The sequence below is a fragment of the Pseudoclavibacter sp. CFCC 14310 genome, assembly GCF_008831165.1.
GTDB lineage: Bacteria > Actinomycetota > Actinomycetes > Actinomycetales > Microbacteriaceae > Pseudoclavibacter_A.
In genome coordinates this window covers 513,633-529,522 of sequence record NZ_WBKC01000002.1, presented here as the reverse complement: position 1 = coordinate 529,522, position 15,890 = coordinate 513,633, and the positions used below count along the sequence as shown (strand labels likewise).

At 65.1% G+C, this 15,890-nt stretch carries 17 protein-coding genes; 11 read left to right on the top strand and 6 right to left on the bottom strand.

The genetic code is table 11. The features are described 5' to 3' along the window. Window positions 1-154: 154 nt before the first annotated feature. From sufB to F8O06_RS06250, 6 genes are all read left to right on the top strand, one after another. Window positions 155-1,573 (top strand): Fe-S cluster assembly protein SufB, encoded by a 1,419-nt coding sequence (gene sufB, locus F8O06_RS06275; RefSeq protein WP_158031512.1) that lies wholly within the window; start codon window positions 155-157, stop codon window positions 1,571-1,573. Between the two features lie 3 nt (window positions 1,574-1,576). Then, complete coding sequence (gene sufD, locus F8O06_RS06270) at window positions 1,577-2,746, top strand: Fe-S cluster assembly protein SufD (protein WP_158038026.1); 1,170 nt, start codon at window positions 1,577-1,579, stop codon at window positions 2,744-2,746. Between the two features lie 2 nt (window positions 2,747-2,748). Next, entirely contained in the window at window positions 2,749-3,096 is a 348-nt protein-coding gene (locus F8O06_RS06265; protein ID WP_158031510.1) for a non-heme iron oxygenase ferredoxin subunit, read from the top strand. 41 nt (window positions 3,097-3,137) lie between these two features. Further along, window positions 3,138-3,905 (top strand): Fe-S cluster assembly ATPase SufC, encoded by a 768-nt coding sequence (sufC, locus tag F8O06_RS06260; protein ID WP_158031509.1) that lies wholly within the window; start codon window positions 3,138-3,140, stop codon window positions 3,903-3,905. Beyond that, window positions 3,905-4,228: a metal-sulfur cluster assembly factor gene (locus tag F8O06_RS06255; RefSeq protein ID WP_158038025.1), complete on the top strand. Its 324-nt coding sequence runs from the start codon at window positions 3,905-3,907 to the stop codon at window positions 4,226-4,228. Before sufC ends, F8O06_RS06255 begins: the two co-directional genes overlap by 1 nt. Window positions 4,229-4,531: 303 nt before the next feature. Then, on the top strand, window positions 4,532-6,127 hold the full coding sequence (locus F8O06_RS06250) for an ABC-F family ATP-binding cassette domain-containing protein (RefSeq protein WP_158038024.1): 1,596 nt from the start codon (window positions 4,532-4,534) through the stop codon (window positions 6,125-6,127). Window positions 6,128-6,191: 64 nt separating this feature from the next. On the opposite strand, the gene F8O06_RS06245 is transcribed toward F8O06_RS06250, so the two are convergent. After that, window positions 6,192-7,121 carry an SURF1 family protein gene (locus F8O06_RS06245; RefSeq protein WP_158038023.1) on the bottom strand — a complete coding sequence of 310 codons (930 nt, stop codon included), beginning with the start codon at window positions 7,119-7,121 and terminating at the stop codon, window positions 6,192-6,194. After that, entirely contained in the window at window positions 7,118-7,600 is a 483-nt protein-coding gene (locus F8O06_RS06240; protein WP_158038022.1) for a DUF3099 domain-containing protein, read from the bottom strand. The genes F8O06_RS06245 and F8O06_RS06240 overlap by 4 nt, the downstream gene beginning before the upstream one ends. 198 nt (window positions 7,601-7,798) lie before the next feature. Between F8O06_RS06240 and fabG the strand changes: the two genes are divergently transcribed. Next, window positions 7,799-8,515 carry a 3-oxoacyl-ACP reductase FabG gene (gene fabG / locus F8O06_RS06235; RefSeq protein WP_158031504.1) on the top strand — a complete coding sequence of 239 codons (717 nt, stop codon included), beginning with the start codon at window positions 7,799-7,801 and terminating at the stop codon, window positions 8,513-8,515. A 37-nt stretch (window positions 8,516-8,552) separates the two neighbouring features. Here fabG and serB read toward each other — a convergent pair whose 3' ends face one another. Further along, window positions 8,553-9,197 carry a phosphoserine phosphatase SerB gene (gene serB, locus F8O06_RS06230; protein ID WP_225733422.1) on the bottom strand — a complete coding sequence of 215 codons (645 nt, stop codon included), beginning with the start codon at window positions 9,195-9,197 and terminating at the stop codon, window positions 8,553-8,555. Window positions 9,198-9,299: 102 nt separating this feature from the next. Between serB and F8O06_RS06225 the strand changes: the two genes are divergently transcribed. Then, window positions 9,300-10,088: an ABC transporter ATP-binding protein gene (locus tag F8O06_RS06225; RefSeq protein ID WP_158031503.1), complete on the top strand. Its 789-nt coding sequence runs from the start codon at window positions 9,300-9,302 to the stop codon at window positions 10,086-10,088. A gap of 63 nt (window positions 10,089-10,151) precedes the next feature. Further along, window positions 10,152-10,409, top strand: a complete 258-nt coding sequence (locus F8O06_RS06220; protein ID WP_158031502.1) for a type B 50S ribosomal protein L31 — start codon at window positions 10,152-10,154, stop codon at window positions 10,407-10,409. A 124-nt stretch (window positions 10,410-10,533) separates the two neighbouring features. Here F8O06_RS06220 and F8O06_RS06215 read toward each other — a convergent pair whose 3' ends face one another. After that, window positions 10,534-11,241, bottom strand: a complete 708-nt coding sequence (locus F8O06_RS06215; protein ID WP_158038021.1) for an exonuclease domain-containing protein — start codon at window positions 11,239-11,241, stop codon at window positions 10,534-10,536. A 67-nt stretch (window positions 11,242-11,308) separates the two neighbouring features. On the opposite strand from F8O06_RS06215, the gene F8O06_RS06210 reads away from it, so the two are divergent. After that, on the top strand, window positions 11,309-12,196 hold the full coding sequence (locus tag F8O06_RS06210) for an alpha/beta fold hydrolase (RefSeq protein ID WP_158038020.1): 888 nt from the start codon (window positions 11,309-11,311) through the stop codon (window positions 12,194-12,196). A 10-nt stretch (window positions 12,197-12,206) separates the two neighbouring features. Here F8O06_RS06210 and F8O06_RS06205 read toward each other — a convergent pair whose 3' ends face one another. Continuing rightward, the gene (locus F8O06_RS06205; protein ID WP_158038019.1) at window positions 12,207-13,859 is read right to left on the bottom strand and encodes a helix-turn-helix domain-containing protein; all 1,653 of its coding nucleotides are present in this window, start codon (window positions 13,857-13,859) and stop codon (window positions 12,207-12,209) included. A gap of 166 nt (window positions 13,860-14,025) precedes the next feature. On the opposite strand from F8O06_RS06205, the gene F8O06_RS06200 reads away from it, so the two are divergent. Continuing rightward, window positions 14,026-15,156: an alcohol dehydrogenase catalytic domain-containing protein gene (locus F8O06_RS06200; RefSeq protein WP_158038018.1), complete on the top strand. Its 1,131-nt coding sequence runs from the start codon at window positions 14,026-14,028 to the stop codon at window positions 15,154-15,156. Between the two features lie 84 nt (window positions 15,157-15,240). Here F8O06_RS06200 and F8O06_RS06195 read toward each other — a convergent pair whose 3' ends face one another. After that, window positions 15,241-15,840, bottom strand: a complete 600-nt coding sequence (locus tag F8O06_RS06195) for a histidine phosphatase family protein (RefSeq protein ID WP_158038017.1) — start codon at window positions 15,838-15,840, stop codon at window positions 15,241-15,243. Window positions 15,841-15,890 lie beyond the last annotated feature (50 nt).

Genomic DNA, 15,890 nt, shown 5'->3' with positions numbered 1-15,890 from the left:
TTATCTCGCACCTCGTCGGTGCGGAGGAATGCGACACCCGAGATATCCGTTGCAGTAAGAGAACCACAGACTAGAGTGGAGACTGCTCGCTGTGAGGAGTGAGCGTGCCCGGCGGCAACAACCGCTGAACGAGGGCGAGAGAGGAAACACTACCGTGAGCGAGATTCTCGAGAAGAACCCCGAGCTCGAAGGCCTGGGTCAGTACGAATTCGGCTGGGCCGACCCCGATGCCGCCGGCGAACATGCCCAGCGCGGCCTGAGCGAGAAAGTCGTTCGCCACATCTCCAAGCTCAAGAACGAGCCTGAGTGGATGCTGAAGCGCAGGCTCAAGGGTCTGCAGATGTTCGATCGCAAACCCATGCCGATGTGGGGTGCAGATCTGAGCGGCGTCGACTTCGACAACATCAAGTACTTCGTGCGCTCGACCGAGAAGCAGGCCGAGTCATGGGAAGAGCTGCCAGAAGACATCCGCAAGACGTACGAGAAGCTCGGCATCCCCGAGGCCGAGCGACAGCGACTGGTCGCCGGTGTGGCTGCACAGTACGAGTCCGAGGTCGTGTATCACCAGATTCGCCAGGATCTCGAAGAGCAGGGCGTGATCTTCTTGGACACCGACACTGCGCTGCGTGAGCACCCCGACCTGTTCGAAGAGTACTTCGGCACGGTCATCCCGGCTGGCGACAACAAGTTCGCTGCGCTCAACACCGCCGTCTGGTCAGGTGGCTCGTTCGTGTACGTGCCGAAGGGTGTGCATGTGGAGATTCCGCTGCAGGCATACTTCCGCATCAACACCGAGAACATGGGGCAGTTCGAACGCACCCTGATCATTGCCGACGAAGGCAGCTACGTCCACTACATCGAAGGCTGCACCGCGCCGATCTACAAGACCGACTCGCTGCACTCCGCAGTGGTCGAGATCATCGTGAAGAAGAACGCACGCGTGCGCTACACGACGATTCAGAACTGGTCGAACAACGTGTACAACCTCGTCACCAAGCGTGCCATCGCCGAAGAGGGGGCGACGATGGAGTGGATCGACGGCAACATCGGCTCGAAGGTCACGATGAAGTACCCCAGCATCTATCTGGTCGGCGAGCACGCTCGCGGTGAGACGCTCTCCGTCGCCTTCGCCGGCGAGGGACAGCACCAGGACCCGGGCGCCAAGATGATTCATCTCGCGCCGTACACTCAGTCGTCGATCGTCTCGAAGTCGATCGCCCGTGGCGGCGGTCGTGCGGGCTACCGTGGCGAGGTGCGCTTCGGTGAGAACGCTCACCACTCGGCGAACACGGTGCGCTGCGACGCGCTGCTGGTCGACAACATCTCTCGGTCCGACACCTACCCGGCTGTCGACATCCGCGTGGACGACGTCACCATGGGGCACGAGGCGACGGTCTCCAAAGTGAGCGAAGAGCAGCTCTTCTACCTGATGAGTCGAGGCATGCCAGAAGACGAAGCGATGGCCATGATCATCCGCGGATTCATCGAACCGATCGCGCGCGAGCTGCCGATGGAGTACGCCCTCGAGCTCAACAAGCTCATCGAAGTGCAAATGGAAGGATCAGTGGGCTAGGAAGTGACTGACACAGTGACACAGCAAGGACTGAAAGAGCACAGCCACGGGTACGACGTGCCGGTGCAGACTCGCTCCCAGCGCTTCGCCTCGACCGATGTCTCGAAGTTCAGCAAGCCGAGCAATCGCGAGCTGGTGTGGAAGAACACGCCGCTCGATCGCATTGCCGCGCTGTTCGGCGAACTCGACGGCAGCACGTACGATTACACGTTCACGGCGCCTGAGGGCGTCACCGCTGCGTGGGTGGCTCGCACAGACAAAGTCGTCGGATCGTCGCAGACGCTGCCCGAAGACTACGTCTCGGCAGCGGCCTGGAGCGGCTTCGCCCAGGCGCTGAGCATCACGATTCCGGCCGACGCAGAGCTCGCCGACCCGGTGTCCGTCACGCGAGGTCAGCTGGGCGACGTTCCTCGCGCGGCTCACACGGTGATCACCGCCAAGCCGCACAGCAAGGCGATCGTCGTGCTTGAGAACCAGGGCGATGCGAACCTGGCCGAGAACGTCGAAATCGTGGTCGAGGCTGAGGCCGATCTCACGGTCATCACGCTGCAGGAGTGGAACGACACGGCAGTGCACGATGCCGAGCACTTCATCACGATCGGCCGCTCGGCTCATCTGCGACACGTCGTGGTCAACCTCGGCGGAGGCGTCGTGCGGGTGAACCCGTCGGCTCGCTTCGACGGGCCGGGCGCCAACGTCGAGCTCGACGGCATCTACTTCGCCGACGCGCATCAGCACTTGGAGCAGCAGGTCTACGTCGACCACAATGAGTCGAACTGCGTGTCACGGGTGACGTACAAGGGTGCTCTGCAGGGCGACGGGGCACGCACCGTCTGGATCGGCGACGTGCTGATCCGGGCTGACGCCGAAGACACCGACACCTATGAGCTCAACCGCAACCTGCTGCTGACCGATGGGGCGCGCGCCGATTCGGTGCCGAACCTCGAGATCGAGACCGGTGAGATCATCGGCGCCGGTCACGCCTCGGCCACTGGCCGATTCGACGAAGAGCAGCTGTTCTACTTCGAGTCGCGCGGCATCACCGAGGACGAGGCGAAGCGGATGGTCGTGCGCGGGTTCCTGATCGAGGTCATCCAGCGCATCGGCTACGCCCCGTTGGAGGAACGTCTGGAGCGGGCGGTCGAGGCAGAGCTGCTGCATACGGAGGTGTGAGCATGTCTGACACCGAGACCAACCATCTCGTCAGAGTCTGCTCGCTTGACGAGCTCGACCCTGAGGCTCCGCTGCGCGTCACCATCGGTGACGAGCCGATCGCTCTGGTCAAGACCGCTGAGGGCGAAGTGCATGCGATCGGCGACCGCTGCTCGCACGGAGACATCTCGCTCTCAGAGGGCTTCGTCGAAGGCTGCACACTGGAATGCTGGGCTCACGGGTCGAAGTTCGATCTGACGACTGGCAAGCCGCTCACACTGCCGGCCTACGAGCCGGTTCCCGTCTACGCGGTCGAAATCAGAGACGGCGACATCTACATAGATCCGAAGGGCACGCTCGCCCAAGGCTGAGCTCGCGTTCGGAACAACTGAACCTCACAGAAAGAAACACCATGTCATCACTGGAAATCCGAGATCTCCACGTCAGCGTCGAGACCGACCAAGGCGAGAAGCCGATTCTCAACGGCATCAGCCTCACCATTAACACGGGCGAGGTGCACGCCATCATGGGCCCCAACGGCTCGGGTAAGTCGACGCTGGCCTACTCGCTCGCCGGTCACCCCGGCTACATCGTCAAGAGCGGTTCGGTGAAGCTCGATGGCGAAGAGATGCTCGACAAGAGCGCTGACGAGCGCGCCCGCGCCGGGCTCTTCCTCGCCATGCAGTATCCGGTCGAGATCCCCGGTGTCACGGTGAGCAACTTCCTGCGCACCGCCAAGACCGCCATCGACGGCGAGGCACCGAAACTGCGCGACTGGGTCAAGCAGGTCAAGGGCTCGATGAAAGAGCTGCGCATGAGCGACGACTTCCTCGAGCGCAACGTGAACGAGAACTTCTCGGGCGGCGAGAAGAAGCGTCATGAGATTCTGCAGATGGAGCTGCTCAAGCCCAAGTTCGCCGTGCTCGACGAGACGGACTCCGGCCTCGACGTCGACGCCCTGCGCATCGTCTCGGAGGGCGTCAACCGCGTGCACGAGAACAACGACACCGGTCTGATCCTGATCACGCACTACACCCGCATCCTGCGCTACATCAAGCCGCAGTTCGTGCACGTGATCGTCAAGGGCAGGGTGGCCGAAGAAGGCGGCCCCGAGCTCGCCACCCGTCTCGAGGACGAAGGCTACGATCGCTTCCTCGATCCCAACGAGGCCCTGGTCTGATGGCTGAGCCCTCGCCAGAGAAGTACGACGAGATAGAAGACGCGCTGCGCGAAGTCGTCGACCCCGAACTCGACGTCAACATCGTCGACCTCGGTCTCGTCTACGACCTCTCGTTCGACGAGGACGGCGAACTGGTGATCAGCATGACGCTCACCTCGGCCGGCTGCCCGCTGACCGACGTGCTCGAGGAGCAGATCACCGCCTCGCTGAAAGACGTCGTGCCGTCCTTCCGCATCAACTGGGTGTGGATGCCGCCGTGGGGCCCAGAACGCATCACACCAGAGGGACGCGACATGATGCGGGCGCTCGGTTTCACGATCTGACGACCGCAGCATCCCCTCGAACGAGCGCGACCGGCGTGGAGCATTTCACGTCGGCCGCGCTCTTCGCATCTCTTGGTGCCGCAGAGCGCCCACACCCGCTCTGCGGCACAGCTGAGACAGACAGCCCCTCATGCGCTTCTGACGCGGAGCCAGGCAGGTACCGTATACTGGTTGATCGGGTCGGCGCAGACACGCCGTGCGCCCAAGCCGTGCAGACGTCACCTGCCGGCCGCCGCACAGAACCGCGAACGAATCACTGCGCATCAGACGCCGCGCAGAATCACAGCAGAAGAAGGACCGCGAGTGCTCGCCGTTAAAGATCTCGAGATCAGAGTGGGTGCCCGCACCCTGATGAGCGGAGTGAACTTCCGCGTCGACAAGGGCGACAAAGTAGGGCTGGTCGGGCGCAACGGCGCTGGCAAGACCACGCTCACCAAAGTGCTGGCCGGGGAGCTGCTGCCGGCTCACGGCGAAGTCGAGCGCAGAGGTGTCTTCGGCTACTTGGCGCAGGATCCCAAAGCCGGGCACCCCGATCAGAAGGCGCTCGATCACATTCTCGACGCCCGTGAGCTCGGGCATCTATCTGCCCAGCTCAAACAGGCGCAGGATGACATGGGGTCGCCCGACCCGGAAGTCGCCGAGAAGGCGATGGCCCGATTCGGCCGACTGACCGACCGCTTCGAGGCGCTCGACGGCTACTCGGCTGAGGCCGACGCCTCGGTGATCGCGAACAATTTGGGTCTCGATGATCGTCTGCTCGCCCAGCCTCTGGGCACGCTCTCGGGCGGCCAGCGACGCCGCGTCGATCTCGCACGCATTCTCTTCGCCAACGCCGACACCATGGTGCTCGACGAACCGACCAACCATCTCGACCACGACTCGGTGATGTGGCTGCGCGGGTTTCTGCAGAAGTATCAGGGGGCGCTCGTCGTGATCAGTCACGATGTGCGACTGATCGAAGAGACGGTCAACCGTGTCTTCTATCTCGATGCGATCCGCCTGACGATCGACATCTACAACATGGGTTGGAAGCTCTACCAGAGGCAGCGCATCGCCGACGAAGAGCGACGCAAGCGCGAACGGGCCAATGCCGAGAAGAAGGCCACCCAGCTGCAGCAGCAGGCGGCACGCTTCGGGGCGAAGGCCACCAAAGCAGCGGCGGCGCATCAGATGCAGCGACGCGCCGAGAAACTGGTCGAAGGGCTCGAAGGCCCGCGCCAGGCCGATCGGGTGGCGAACATCCGCTTTCCGAAGCCCGCCGCCTGCGGCAAGACTCCGCTCATGGCCAAGGGCATCTCGAAGAGCTACGGGTCGCTTGAGATCTTCACCTCGGTCGACCTTGCGATCGACCGAGGATCGCGCGTGGTCATTCTGGGCTTCAACGGTGCGGGCAAGACGACGCTGCTGCGCATCCTCGCCGGGGTCGACAAGCCGGACTCCGGTGTGGTCGAGCTCGGCCACGGAGCCAAGCTCGGCTACTATGCGCAGGAGCATGAGACGCTGAACGGCGACAGAACGCTGCTGCAGAACATGCTCGACGGCGCCGATCTCAGTGAACGCGAGGCGCGCAGCGTGCTCGGCTCGTTCCTATTCACCGGTGACGACGTGCTGAAACCTGCCGGTGTGCTCTCCGGCGGCGAGAAGACGCGACTCGCACTGGCCCGACTGGTGGTCTCGAGCGCCAACGTGCTGCTGCTCGACGAGCCGACCAACAACCTCGATCCGGCCAGTCGAGAGCAGATCCTCGATGCGCTCTCGCACTACGAGGGCGCCGTCATCATGGTCAGCCACGACGAAGGCGCGGTGCTCGCGCTCGACCCAGAGCGCGTGGTCATCATGCCTGAGGCGACTGAAGACATCTGGACCGCCGAGTACGCCGATCTGATCTCGCTGGCCTGAAACCGCGGTTCGCGGCGGCATCCGGTCCCTGCTGTCGCGTTGGGCGCCCCGACAGCGACAGGGATCACTCGCCCGGAGTGCCCCTGTGTCGTGCTGCGGCATCGATCAGCGCGTCTTCGTAGTCGGTGTCGTCGTCGTGTCGACGGCTGCCCTGACGGCGGCGCTGCTGCGCGACGACCTCGTCGTTGCCGGTCTCTTCGATTCGGCGCAGCGTCTGCCTGATCGAGTAGCCGAATCCGACGAAGGCGAGTACGGCGAAGGCGATCCACTGCAGGGCATACGAGAGGTGGCTGCCCTCGCTGAGACTGGGCTGCGGAATGATCTGCGGTCGATCGGCCGTGGCAGGCGACTCAGACTCCATCTGTCCGTAGGCCGCCGTGTAGGCGGGGGAGAGGTCGAATCGGTCGACGACCTGCTGAAGCGCGAAGCTGGCGATCTGCCCGTCGGGAGCCGAGCGGTCGACCTCAGGCTGTGCCGGACGCAGCCGGGCGACCACCTCGACCTCACCCGACGGCGGCGCGGGCACGTCGGCGGGGGCGTCACCGTCAGACCCCGTGGGGAGCCATCCTCGATTCACAAAGAAGACGCGGCCGGCTGTGGTCGTCGTCGAGTCAGCAGACGCCGGGTCATCGTCGAGTCGCAACGGAACAAGCACCTCGAACCCGGGCTGCCCGTTCAGGGGCCGATTGCGCACCAGCAGCTGCTCGTCGGTCAGATACGTGCCGTGCAGCAGCACCTTTCGGTATTCGTCGGCATCGTCGAAGCCGTCGAGACCGGGAACCAGATCGGGCAGCTCTGCAGCCGGCGCCGACCAGTTGTTGGTGACTTTGGCGATCTCGGCAACAGCCTGATCTCGGCGATCGAACTGCCAGCGGGACAGCATCACGCAGATGACGGCGAAGACGATGACGCCGGCGAGATAGCCGATCCATTCCCACGGGCGCAGCTTGCCCAGCGCCGCCAGCAGAGGTGGCCGCGTCTTCGCCGCTCTCATGCGTGATGCAGGGTCAGCTGATCATGCTGACTCGCTGATGAGATGACGCCTGACGGCACCGAACGGAGTGCCCGTGAGTCTGAGCGAACGGAATCGGAGTGCGACCGTGAGCCGTCCTGGCTGGTGTCGAACGCCGTGTCGCCGCCGGCGAACGTGGGCTCGTCGACGGTGATCGTCTCGGCGCGATCGGCGGCTGCACTGTGCGCGTGCGCATCCTGACTGATGGCCTGCTGCACGATCGACTGAAAGCCGTCGTCATTGACGCGCTTGGGCAGATTCGCGATGACCACCGCGTAGTAGGGCAGAAACGCTGCACCGAACGCAGGGATGAGCTTCCACCAGCCCGGTACGACGAAGAGTGCGAGCAGGCAGACGATGCGGATGCCCATGGCGATCGAGTAGTGCACCATGCGTCGCACGCGGTCGTCTCTGGGAGAGTTCGGGGCGTGGGTGACGACGGCGACCTGGCGGTTCGGCATGTCGATCACCTCCTGCGGGCTTGACGAACGCATCGGGTCAGAGATGCTCCCGTTGCGCTGCACCGACCTGAGAAGCCGGTGACGCGAGCGTACACACGCCCGTGACTATAGTCTAAGACGGATGCAGCGGGCATGGGCCGATCAGTCTCGGCCATGTCGCATCCCTCTCGCCGAATCGATCATCACAAGGAGCCCCTCATGTCTGCAGCCGAAGCACGCGTCGTTCTGATCACCGGAGGCAATCGCGGCATCGGCCGAGCGGTCGCCGAGGAGTTCGTGCGCCGCGGGTATCCCGTCGCCGTCACCGCTCGGCACGGTTCCGGGCCAGAGGGCACACTGACAGTGCATGCGGACGTCACCGATCAGGCGTCGTTGAACACGGCGGTGTCCGAGGTCGAGCAGCAACTTGGTCCGGTGGCGATTCTGGTCGCCAACGCGGGCATCACGCACGACACGCTGCTGCTGCGGATGAGCGAGGACGACTTCTCATCGGTGATCGACACCAACCTCACCGGGGTGTTCCGCTCGATCAAGAGCGTGGTCAAGGGGCAGATCAAGGCGCGCTGGGGGCGCATCATCCTGCTGTCGAGCGTCGTCGGCCTCTACGGCTCAGCCGGCCAGGTGAACTACGCCGCGGCCAAGAGCGGCCTCATCGGCATCGCACGCTCGGTGACGCGCGAGCTGGGGGCACGCGGCATCACGGCGAACGTGGTCGCCCCGGGCTTCATCGAGACCGACATGACGGCAGAGCTCAATGAGAAGCAGCGGGCCGAGTACCTGAAAGCGATTCCTGCGGGGCGTTTCGGTTCGGTCGACGACGTGGCGCGCACGATTGCCTGGCTGGCCTCAGACGACGCCGGCTACATCAGCGGGGCGGTCATCCCGGTCGACGGCGGCCTCGGGATGGGGCACTGACGCCCCGAGGCTCCGGCCTTCTGCGGCAGCGGCGGGGTCAGTCGCCGATCGGCAGGTACGGCACGGCTGAGTCCAGCCCGGCGGGCGGCAGGATGACATGGTCGGCCTGCGCCGCCACCACCGGCTTCGGGCGATAGCCGATCGAGGTGCCGGCCGTGCGCATCATGACCAGATCGTTGGCGCCGTCGCCGATCGCCACAGTACGTGCCAGCGGAACCTGGAGCTCCGCGGCCCACTGTGTCAGCAGATCGGCCTTGCGCTGACCGTCGACGATCTCACCGCTGACCCGCCCTGTCAGTCGCCCGTCGACGATCTCGAGCACATTGGCCGCCCAGAGGTCGAGGCCGAGACGGTCGGCCAGCGGCTCGAGAATCTGGCTGAAGCCTCCGGAGACCGCCCCGATGCGGCCGTCGTGCGCATGCACAGCCGAAATGAGCTGCTCGGCGCCGGGGCTGACCCGCACACGGCCGACCACATCCATGACCACAGACTCGGGCAGACCGCCCAGAGTGGCGACACGCTCGGTCAGGCTCTCACGAAAGTCGATCTCACCGCGCATGGCCCGTTCGGTCACGGCCGCGACGTCGGCACGGACGCCGGCGGCATCGGCGAGCAGCTCGATCACCTCGTCCTGGATGAGCGTGGAGTCGACATCGGTCACGACGAGCATTGAGACGGTCACCGGCCCAGTCTACCGGCAGGACGTCACCCCAGGCTCGTCGGGTGACGTCAACACACGGTGCGGCGTTCCAAGAAGTCGAAGGCATGTTCTAGGCTGGAGCCCATGACTACAGTGCTCGATCTTCAGCATGTCAGCGTGCGGCGCTCTGGCCGTGCCCTGCTCGACGACGTCTCGTGGCGCGTCGAAGGCGACGAGCGCTGGGTGGTGCTCGGCCCGAACGGCGCAGGCAAGACCACGCTGCTGAACGTGGCGAGCGCTCAGCTGCACCCCAGCAAGGGGGAGGTGCGCGTGCTGGGCGAGCAGCTCGGGCGTGTCGACGTCTTCGACCTCAGACCCCGCATCGGCGTCGCATCGTCGACGACTGGAGCGCGCATTCCGGCGAATGAATCGGTGCTCGACGCCGTGCTCACGGCCGTCTATGGCGTGACCGGGCGCTGGAACGAGAAGTACGACGAACTCGATCTCGACCGTGCGCATTCAATGCTGCGCGACTGGCAGCTCGAGCCGCTCAGCCACCGTCGCTTCGGCTCGCTGAGCGACGGCGAGCGCAAGCGTGTGCAGATCGCTCGAGCGGTGATGAGCGACCCTGAGGTGCTGCTGCTCGACGAGCCCACGGCCAATCTCGATCTCGGCGCACGCGAAGAGCTGCTGCAGCTGCTCGGGGAGTACGCCGTTGCCCCCGGCGCACCCGCCCTGGTGTCGGTGACACATCACGTGGAGGAGATTCCGCGCAACTTCACGCACGCTCTGCTGCTGAAAGACGGCAAGGTCATGCGGCAGGGGCCCATCAACCAGGTCGTCATCAGCGAGAGGCTCAGCGAGCTGTACGGGCTGCCGCTGACTGTGACCGAGAACGAGGGACGCTACGCAGCGCGCGCGAATCTGGTATAGTGTCAGCTTGGCTTATGCGCATCGCGTGCAGAATCGTCTGAGTACGAACAAAAGGATCACTCAATGAAAAAAGGCATTCACCCCGACTACGCTCCGGTCGTGTTCCGCGACCTGGCGAGCGGCGACACCTTCCTCACCCGCTCGACGGTGAAGTCGGACAAGACCATCGAGTGGACCGACGGCAAGACCTACCCGGTCTATGACGTCGAGATCTCGTCGGTGTCGCACCCGTTCTACACGGGCAAGCAGCGCATCATGGACTCGGCCGGTCGCGTCGAGAAGTTCAACTCGCGGTACAAGGGCTTCGGCAAGCTTTCCTGAGCCACTCGCACGCGATAGCAGAAAGAGGGACGCCAGAGATGGCGTCCCTCTTTCTGTGTCTTCTGGGCTGTGGGGTGTGTTCCCACACCTGCCCGCCCGGTGTGCCCACAGGCATCAGCCTCCGTCAGCGGACGGGCCAGCTGCCACTCGTCCAGAAGTCGGTCATTCCGCGTGTGTTGCGCATGTAGTCGATGAAGCTGTCGGCCTGCTCTTGAGCCCAGCCGATCTGGTCGGTGTGCAGCTGCTGGGCGCTCACATCGAGCCGCTGCGGGTATGCCTGGGCGATGGCCTGCGCAAGACGGCCGGCGGCGAGCGCATCGGCGGAGGCATGATGCGCATCATCGAGCCGCACTCCGTAGTGCTCGGTCGTGACGGTGAGTGTGCGCTTGCCACGGCGATACGTGTCGACGGCTTTGTCGATGACCAGCGGATCGATGATGGGGCTCGGATTGACGAGCGGGGCGACGCCATAGCGCAGCGCCTCGCTCTGCACGATCGAGAAGTCGTACGGGGCGTTGTACGCCACCACAGGCACCCCTCGCTCGAGTGCCGTACGGAGAGCGGCCACGATCTCGGCCACGGCTTCGGGAGCCTGCTGGCCCTCGGCCCGAGCCTGTTCGGTGCTGATGCCGTGCACCTTCTGCGCCTGCCAGGGGATCTCCACTCCTGGATCAATCAGCCATGAGCGTTCTGCGGTGACGGCTCCAGATGCGTCGAGCCTGCCGATATAGGCGCTCACGATGCGCGCGGTGTCGGTGTTCACCCCTGTCGTCTCGGTGTCGAAGACAAAGAGGTCGTGTGCCCACTCAGGCAGTTTCGGGGTGTTTTCCATGTGCTGAAGTCTAGCGGCGACCTGTGACACGAGCGGAACGCCCACAGGTGCGACGTAGACTGAGCGGATGGCTGAGCGCAAGCAGACGGTGATCGACGGCACGACCACGACATACTGGGTCTACGGCGAGACGCCATCCGACCAGTCGGGTGACGAATCGTGCGCGAACAGCGCGGGCACGCCCACAATCGTGCTTGTGCACGGATTCCGCGGCACCCATGAGGGCCTCGATCTGATCGCCAAGGGCCTTGCGCCCGATCTGCGGGTCATCTCGCCGGATCTGCCCGGCTTCGGGCAGTCAGAGAGCCTCGCCGCAGGCAACACCATCGATGCGTATGCGACCTGGCTGAGACGTTTCACCGCCGCGATCGGGCTGCCCGAAGCGCCGGTGCTGGGTCACTCGTTCGGGTCGATCGTGGTGTGCGCGGCCGTCGCCGCCGGTCTGCGGCCGAGCCGAGTCGTGCTGATCAACCCCATCAGCCAGCCGGCCCTGCAGGGGCCGCAGCGTCTCGGCAGCCTCGCCGCGCTCGGCTACTACCGACTCACCGCGCTGCTTCCTGAGGGCGCCGCGCGTCGGGTGCTCTCGATGCGACTCGTCGTGCGGGTCATGAGCGAGATCATGGCGAAGACGCATGACCCTCGGCTTCGAGCATGGATCCATGCTCAGCACCAGGCCTACTTCTCGGTGTTCGACTCTCCGTCGGGTCTGCTCGAGGCCTTCCACACCTCGATCACGCATGACACGGGGGAGTATGCCGACACGCTCACCATGCCCGTGCTCGTCATCGCCGGTGACCGCGACGACATCGTGCCGCTCACGTCGCAGCGCGCGTTCGTCGAAGCTCTCCCGAACGCTCGTCTTGAGGTCGTCGAGGGAGTCGGTCATCTTGTGCACTATGAGGCTTGGCGCCAGGCTGACAGCTGGGTGCGACCGTTCGTGTGCGCACCGGCGTGAGTCTGATCGGTCAGTGATCGAGCGTCACCTGGGCATCGCGGATGCGCAGGGCCAGATGCACGCCGAGCCTGCGAGGCGAGGCGTCCCAGCCTGCACCGAGGATCGTGCCGATGCGCTCGAGCCGCTGGCGGACGGTGTTGCGGTGCACGGTGAGAAGTTCACCGGTGAGCGCCGTGTTGCCCTCGGACTCCAGATAGACGTACGCGGTGTTCGTGAGATCGGTGTGGTGAGCGTGGTCGTAGGCGATCAAGCCGTCGATCGGCGCCGTCAGCGACTGCGGCGTCTGCCCGCGTCGAGCCAGACCGAGAACGACGCCCAGCAGCCCCAGCTGCTCGCCGTGCACGACGCCGTCGCGCTGCAGGGTGTCCAGTGAATGCAGCGCCAGCTCGGCTCGTTCGTGCCCGCTGCCGATGAGCCGCGGGTCGTCGAAGGGGCCCTCCACGCCGGCTCTCAGCGTCCACCCGCGTGCTGCGAAGAGGGCGCGGATGCGCTGCTCCCACTGCGTGTCGACCGTCACCATGCAGACATGGCCCGAGTGCGACGACATCAGCACGCATCGCATTCGCAGGCCGCTCAGCAGCTGCAGCAGACGGCGACGGTCTCGGTCGGGCACTTCGATCGCGACGCACAGCAGGGGTTCCCCGGAACGGATGCCCCAGTGTTTCAGACGGCGTTCGATGCGCTCACGGGAGTGCTCGCGACCGTCGATGATGTCTTCGACGACCTCGGACTGACGACGGAGGTCGGCATCCTCTTCGGCCCGTTCAAAGAGCACCGCGAGGGCCAGGTGCACGGCGACCCGTTCGAGCAGAGTGCGTTCTGTCTCACTGAGCAGTCGATCTGCGACGACTCGTCCCAGCGTCTCACCTGCGGCGACGACAGAGACGTACGACTGCGCGTCAGCCTCGGGCGCACGGTCAGAGGTGGCGGCGACCATCGAGCCGTCAGCGTCGTAGAAGGCGAGATCGACGGCCAGAGCCGACCGACCGATCATGAGCAGGTGCTCGGCGTCCGGCGTGCCCATGACTGTTTCCATGAGCCGCCGATCCAGATCGAGCACGTGAGTGGTCAGGGCGAGCTCGTCGGCGTCGCGGCGCTGTCGGCTGGAGAGATGCTCGACCAGCCTGGTCAGCGATTCGAAACGCATGGAGTTGTCGATCGCGATCGCGGCGTAGCGTCCGAGTGAGTCCACCGCCGCGATCTCAGCGGCTGAGAAGAGACGACTGTGCCGTTCGGCCACGAGCAGAGCGCCGATGACGCGTCCGGTGACGGTGAGGGGTACGCCCATGACGGCCTGGACGCCCTCGCCGTGCACGATCTCGTCAATCTCGGCGAGATGCTCGATGTCTGGGTCTTCGGCGTAGTTCGAGGACTGGACCGGTGCGAGACCCGTGGCGACCTGCCCGAGCACGCCGGTGCCCAACGGCTGTCGGATCGTTCGATAGGCCTGCGTGATCACCCCCTCGGCATGACGGATGTACGTCTCACCGTGTTCGAAATCGGTGAGACTGATATAGGCCATATCGGTCGAGAGAAGCACCCGTGTGCGATGCACGATCGCCTGCAGGACCGCCTCCAGATCGCGCAGCTCGGTGAGATCTGCCGCGGTGTCGAGCAGCACCTGCTGCAACTGTTCTCTGCCCTGCGCGAGGTTGTGCGTCACGCATATGATTGTGCCTCAAATATGGTCTGCCTGCCATCGCTGCAGTTCTGCGATCTTCGTATTGTCAGTAGTGATCTGCTTCCACAGCGGGGCAGACCGACGCCAAGACAACGGAGTCCCGTGAACTGCCAGCGCGCAGTGTCACGGCGAGCAGAGGAGCACCATCATGCAGATCACCGGAGCCGTGCTGGAAGAGATCGGACGCAGCCGTCCGTACGCCGAATCGAAGCCCATCACGGTCAGCACACTCGAACTCACCGACCCGGGGCCCACCGAGGTGCTCGTGCGCATCGAGGCCGCAGGCATCTGCCACTCAGACCTTTCCGTCGTCGACGGCAATCGCCCCCGCCCGGTGCCGATGCTGCTCGGACACGAGGCGGCCGGAATCGTCGAGGCCTTCGGCAACGAGGTGACCGACCTGCGCGTCGGCGACCGAGTGACGCTCACCTTTCTGCCTCGTTGCGGCGAGTGCGAGGGATGCGCCACGGACGGGCGTCTGCCCTGCGTGCCTGGCACTGCGGCGAACGAAGCCGGCGTGCTGCTGCACGGCACACATCATCTGACCCGAGACGGCGAAGAGGTCAAGCACCACCTCGGAGTCTCCGGGTTTGCCACGCGAGCCGTCGTCGACCGCGCTTCGGTCGTGCCGGTCGGCAACGACGTGCCTCCCGAGATCGCCGCAGTGCTGGGCTGCGCCGTGCTGACCGGCGGAGGAGCCATGCTCAACGCCGTGCAGCCTGATGACGGTGACAGCGTCATGGTCGTCGGACTCGGCGGCGTCGGCATGTCGGCGCTCATCTCGGCGCTCGCGGTAGGCAAGGGCGACGTGCTCGCCGTCGACGCACTGCCCGACAAGCTCGAGCGCGCTCTGGAGCTCGGCGCGACGGCGGTCTACACGCCGGCCGAGGTCGCCGAGCAGGGGATCAAGGCCGACCACGTCATCGAGTGCGCCGGACACCCCAAGGCATTCGAGACGGCGTTCTGGGCGACCAAGCCGGGCGGACGCACCGTGACGGTCGGCCTGCCGCATCCTGACGCGCGCTCAGAGGTCTCGCCGACGGTGATCACCGGTCAGGCCCGTACGATCATCGGCAGCTACTTGGGCTCCGCAGTGCCCTCACGCGACATCCCGAAGTTCGCGGACTGGTGGCGCAGCGGCAAGCTGCCCGTCGAGAAGCTGATCTCTCGAATCATCACGCTCGACCAGATCAACGAAGCGATGGACGAACTCGCCGACGGCCGCGCCGTACGTCAAGTCATCCTCTTCGACGGTGCGGGCGAGGCTGCTGCTGCATGAGGGGCTGAGCAGTCGTGATGAGAACGGCCTCTGCGGATTCATACGATCTGCAGGGGCCGTTCGCCTTTTCTCGGGTGTGGAGGTTCAGGGAACCGGTCGGTACTCCGTGCGTCCAGGGCGGGCGTCATAGCGGCTCAGCGACCAGTGACCGGTCGGTGAGACGCTGAACTCGTTCGCACTTCCGTTGTGGATGTACTCCTGTGGGCGGGGGCGCCGAGAATCCGTCACGAAGCGCATCAGCGACCCGATCACACCGCCATGCGAGACGATCAGCAGCTGCTCGCCGGGGTGCTGGTGAGCGAGCGTCGTGAGCGCTGGCTGTGCGCGAGCGACGACGTCCGCACGGCTCTCGAGCCCGGGCACCTCGCTCTCGTCGCCGAATCGGGCGATGCGCTCCTCAAGGGTGAGCCCCTCGATCTCGCCGAACCTGCGCTCATGCACCGCTGGGATGCGCAGCGGTGCGGGCAGACGAAGCTCGGCCGCGATGATCTCGGCGGTCTCGAAGGCTCGGCACAGCGGACTGGAGTAGACCCCGGCCCAAGAATGGCGCCGGAGCTCCTGTGCCGCGGCGAGCGCCTGAGCACGGCCGGTGTCGTTGAGCGGAATGTCGGTGCCTCCCTGGATGCGGTGCTCCGCGTTCCAGTCGGTCTCTCCGTGCCTGACCAGACACAGGGTCGTATCCATGAGCACCTTCCTCGCCTCCCGCCGCACACGCGTTCGTCGCTCGACTCTGG

Bases quoted from the DNA above. Each gene is read 5' to 3' on its own strand.
- F8O06_RS06210 (WP_158038020.1), top strand. From the start codon at position 11,309: ATGGCTGAGCGCAAGCAGACGGTGATCGACGGCACGACCACGACATAC.
- F8O06_RS06200 (WP_158038018.1), top strand. From the start codon at position 14,026: ATGCAGATCACCGGAGCCGTGCTGGAAGAGATCGGACGCAGCCGTCCG.
- fabG (WP_158031504.1), top strand. From the start codon at position 7,799: ATGTCTGCAGCCGAAGCACGCGTCGTTCTGATCACCGGAGGCAATCGC.
- F8O06_RS06215 (WP_158038021.1), bottom strand. From the start codon at position 11,241: ATGGAAAACACCCCGAAACTGCCTGAGTGGGCACACGACCTCTTTGTC.
- F8O06_RS06195 (WP_158038017.1), bottom strand. From the start codon at position 15,840: ATGGATACGACCCTGTGTCTGGTCAGGCACGGAGAGACCGACTGGAAC.
- sufC (WP_158031509.1), top strand. From the start codon at position 3,138: ATGTCATCACTGGAAATCCGAGATCTCCACGTCAGCGTCGAGACCGAC.
- F8O06_RS06255 (WP_158038025.1), top strand. From the start codon at position 3,905: ATGGCTGAGCCCTCGCCAGAGAAGTACGACGAGATAGAAGACGCGCTG.
- F8O06_RS06240 (WP_158038022.1), bottom strand. From the start codon at position 7,600: ATGCCGAACCGCCAGGTCGCCGTCGTCACCCACGCCCCGAACTCTCCC.
- F8O06_RS06245 (WP_158038023.1), bottom strand. From the start codon at position 7,121: ATGAGAGCGGCGAAGACGCGGCCACCTCTGCTGGCGGCGCTGGGCAAG.
- F8O06_RS06265 (WP_158031510.1), top strand. From the start codon at position 2,749: ATGTCTGACACCGAGACCAACCATCTCGTCAGAGTCTGCTCGCTTGAC.
- F8O06_RS06220 (WP_158031502.1), top strand. From the start codon at position 10,152: ATGAAAAAAGGCATTCACCCCGACTACGCTCCGGTCGTGTTCCGCGAC.
- F8O06_RS06225 (WP_158031503.1), top strand. From the start codon at position 9,300: ATGACTACAGTGCTCGATCTTCAGCATGTCAGCGTGCGGCGCTCTGGC.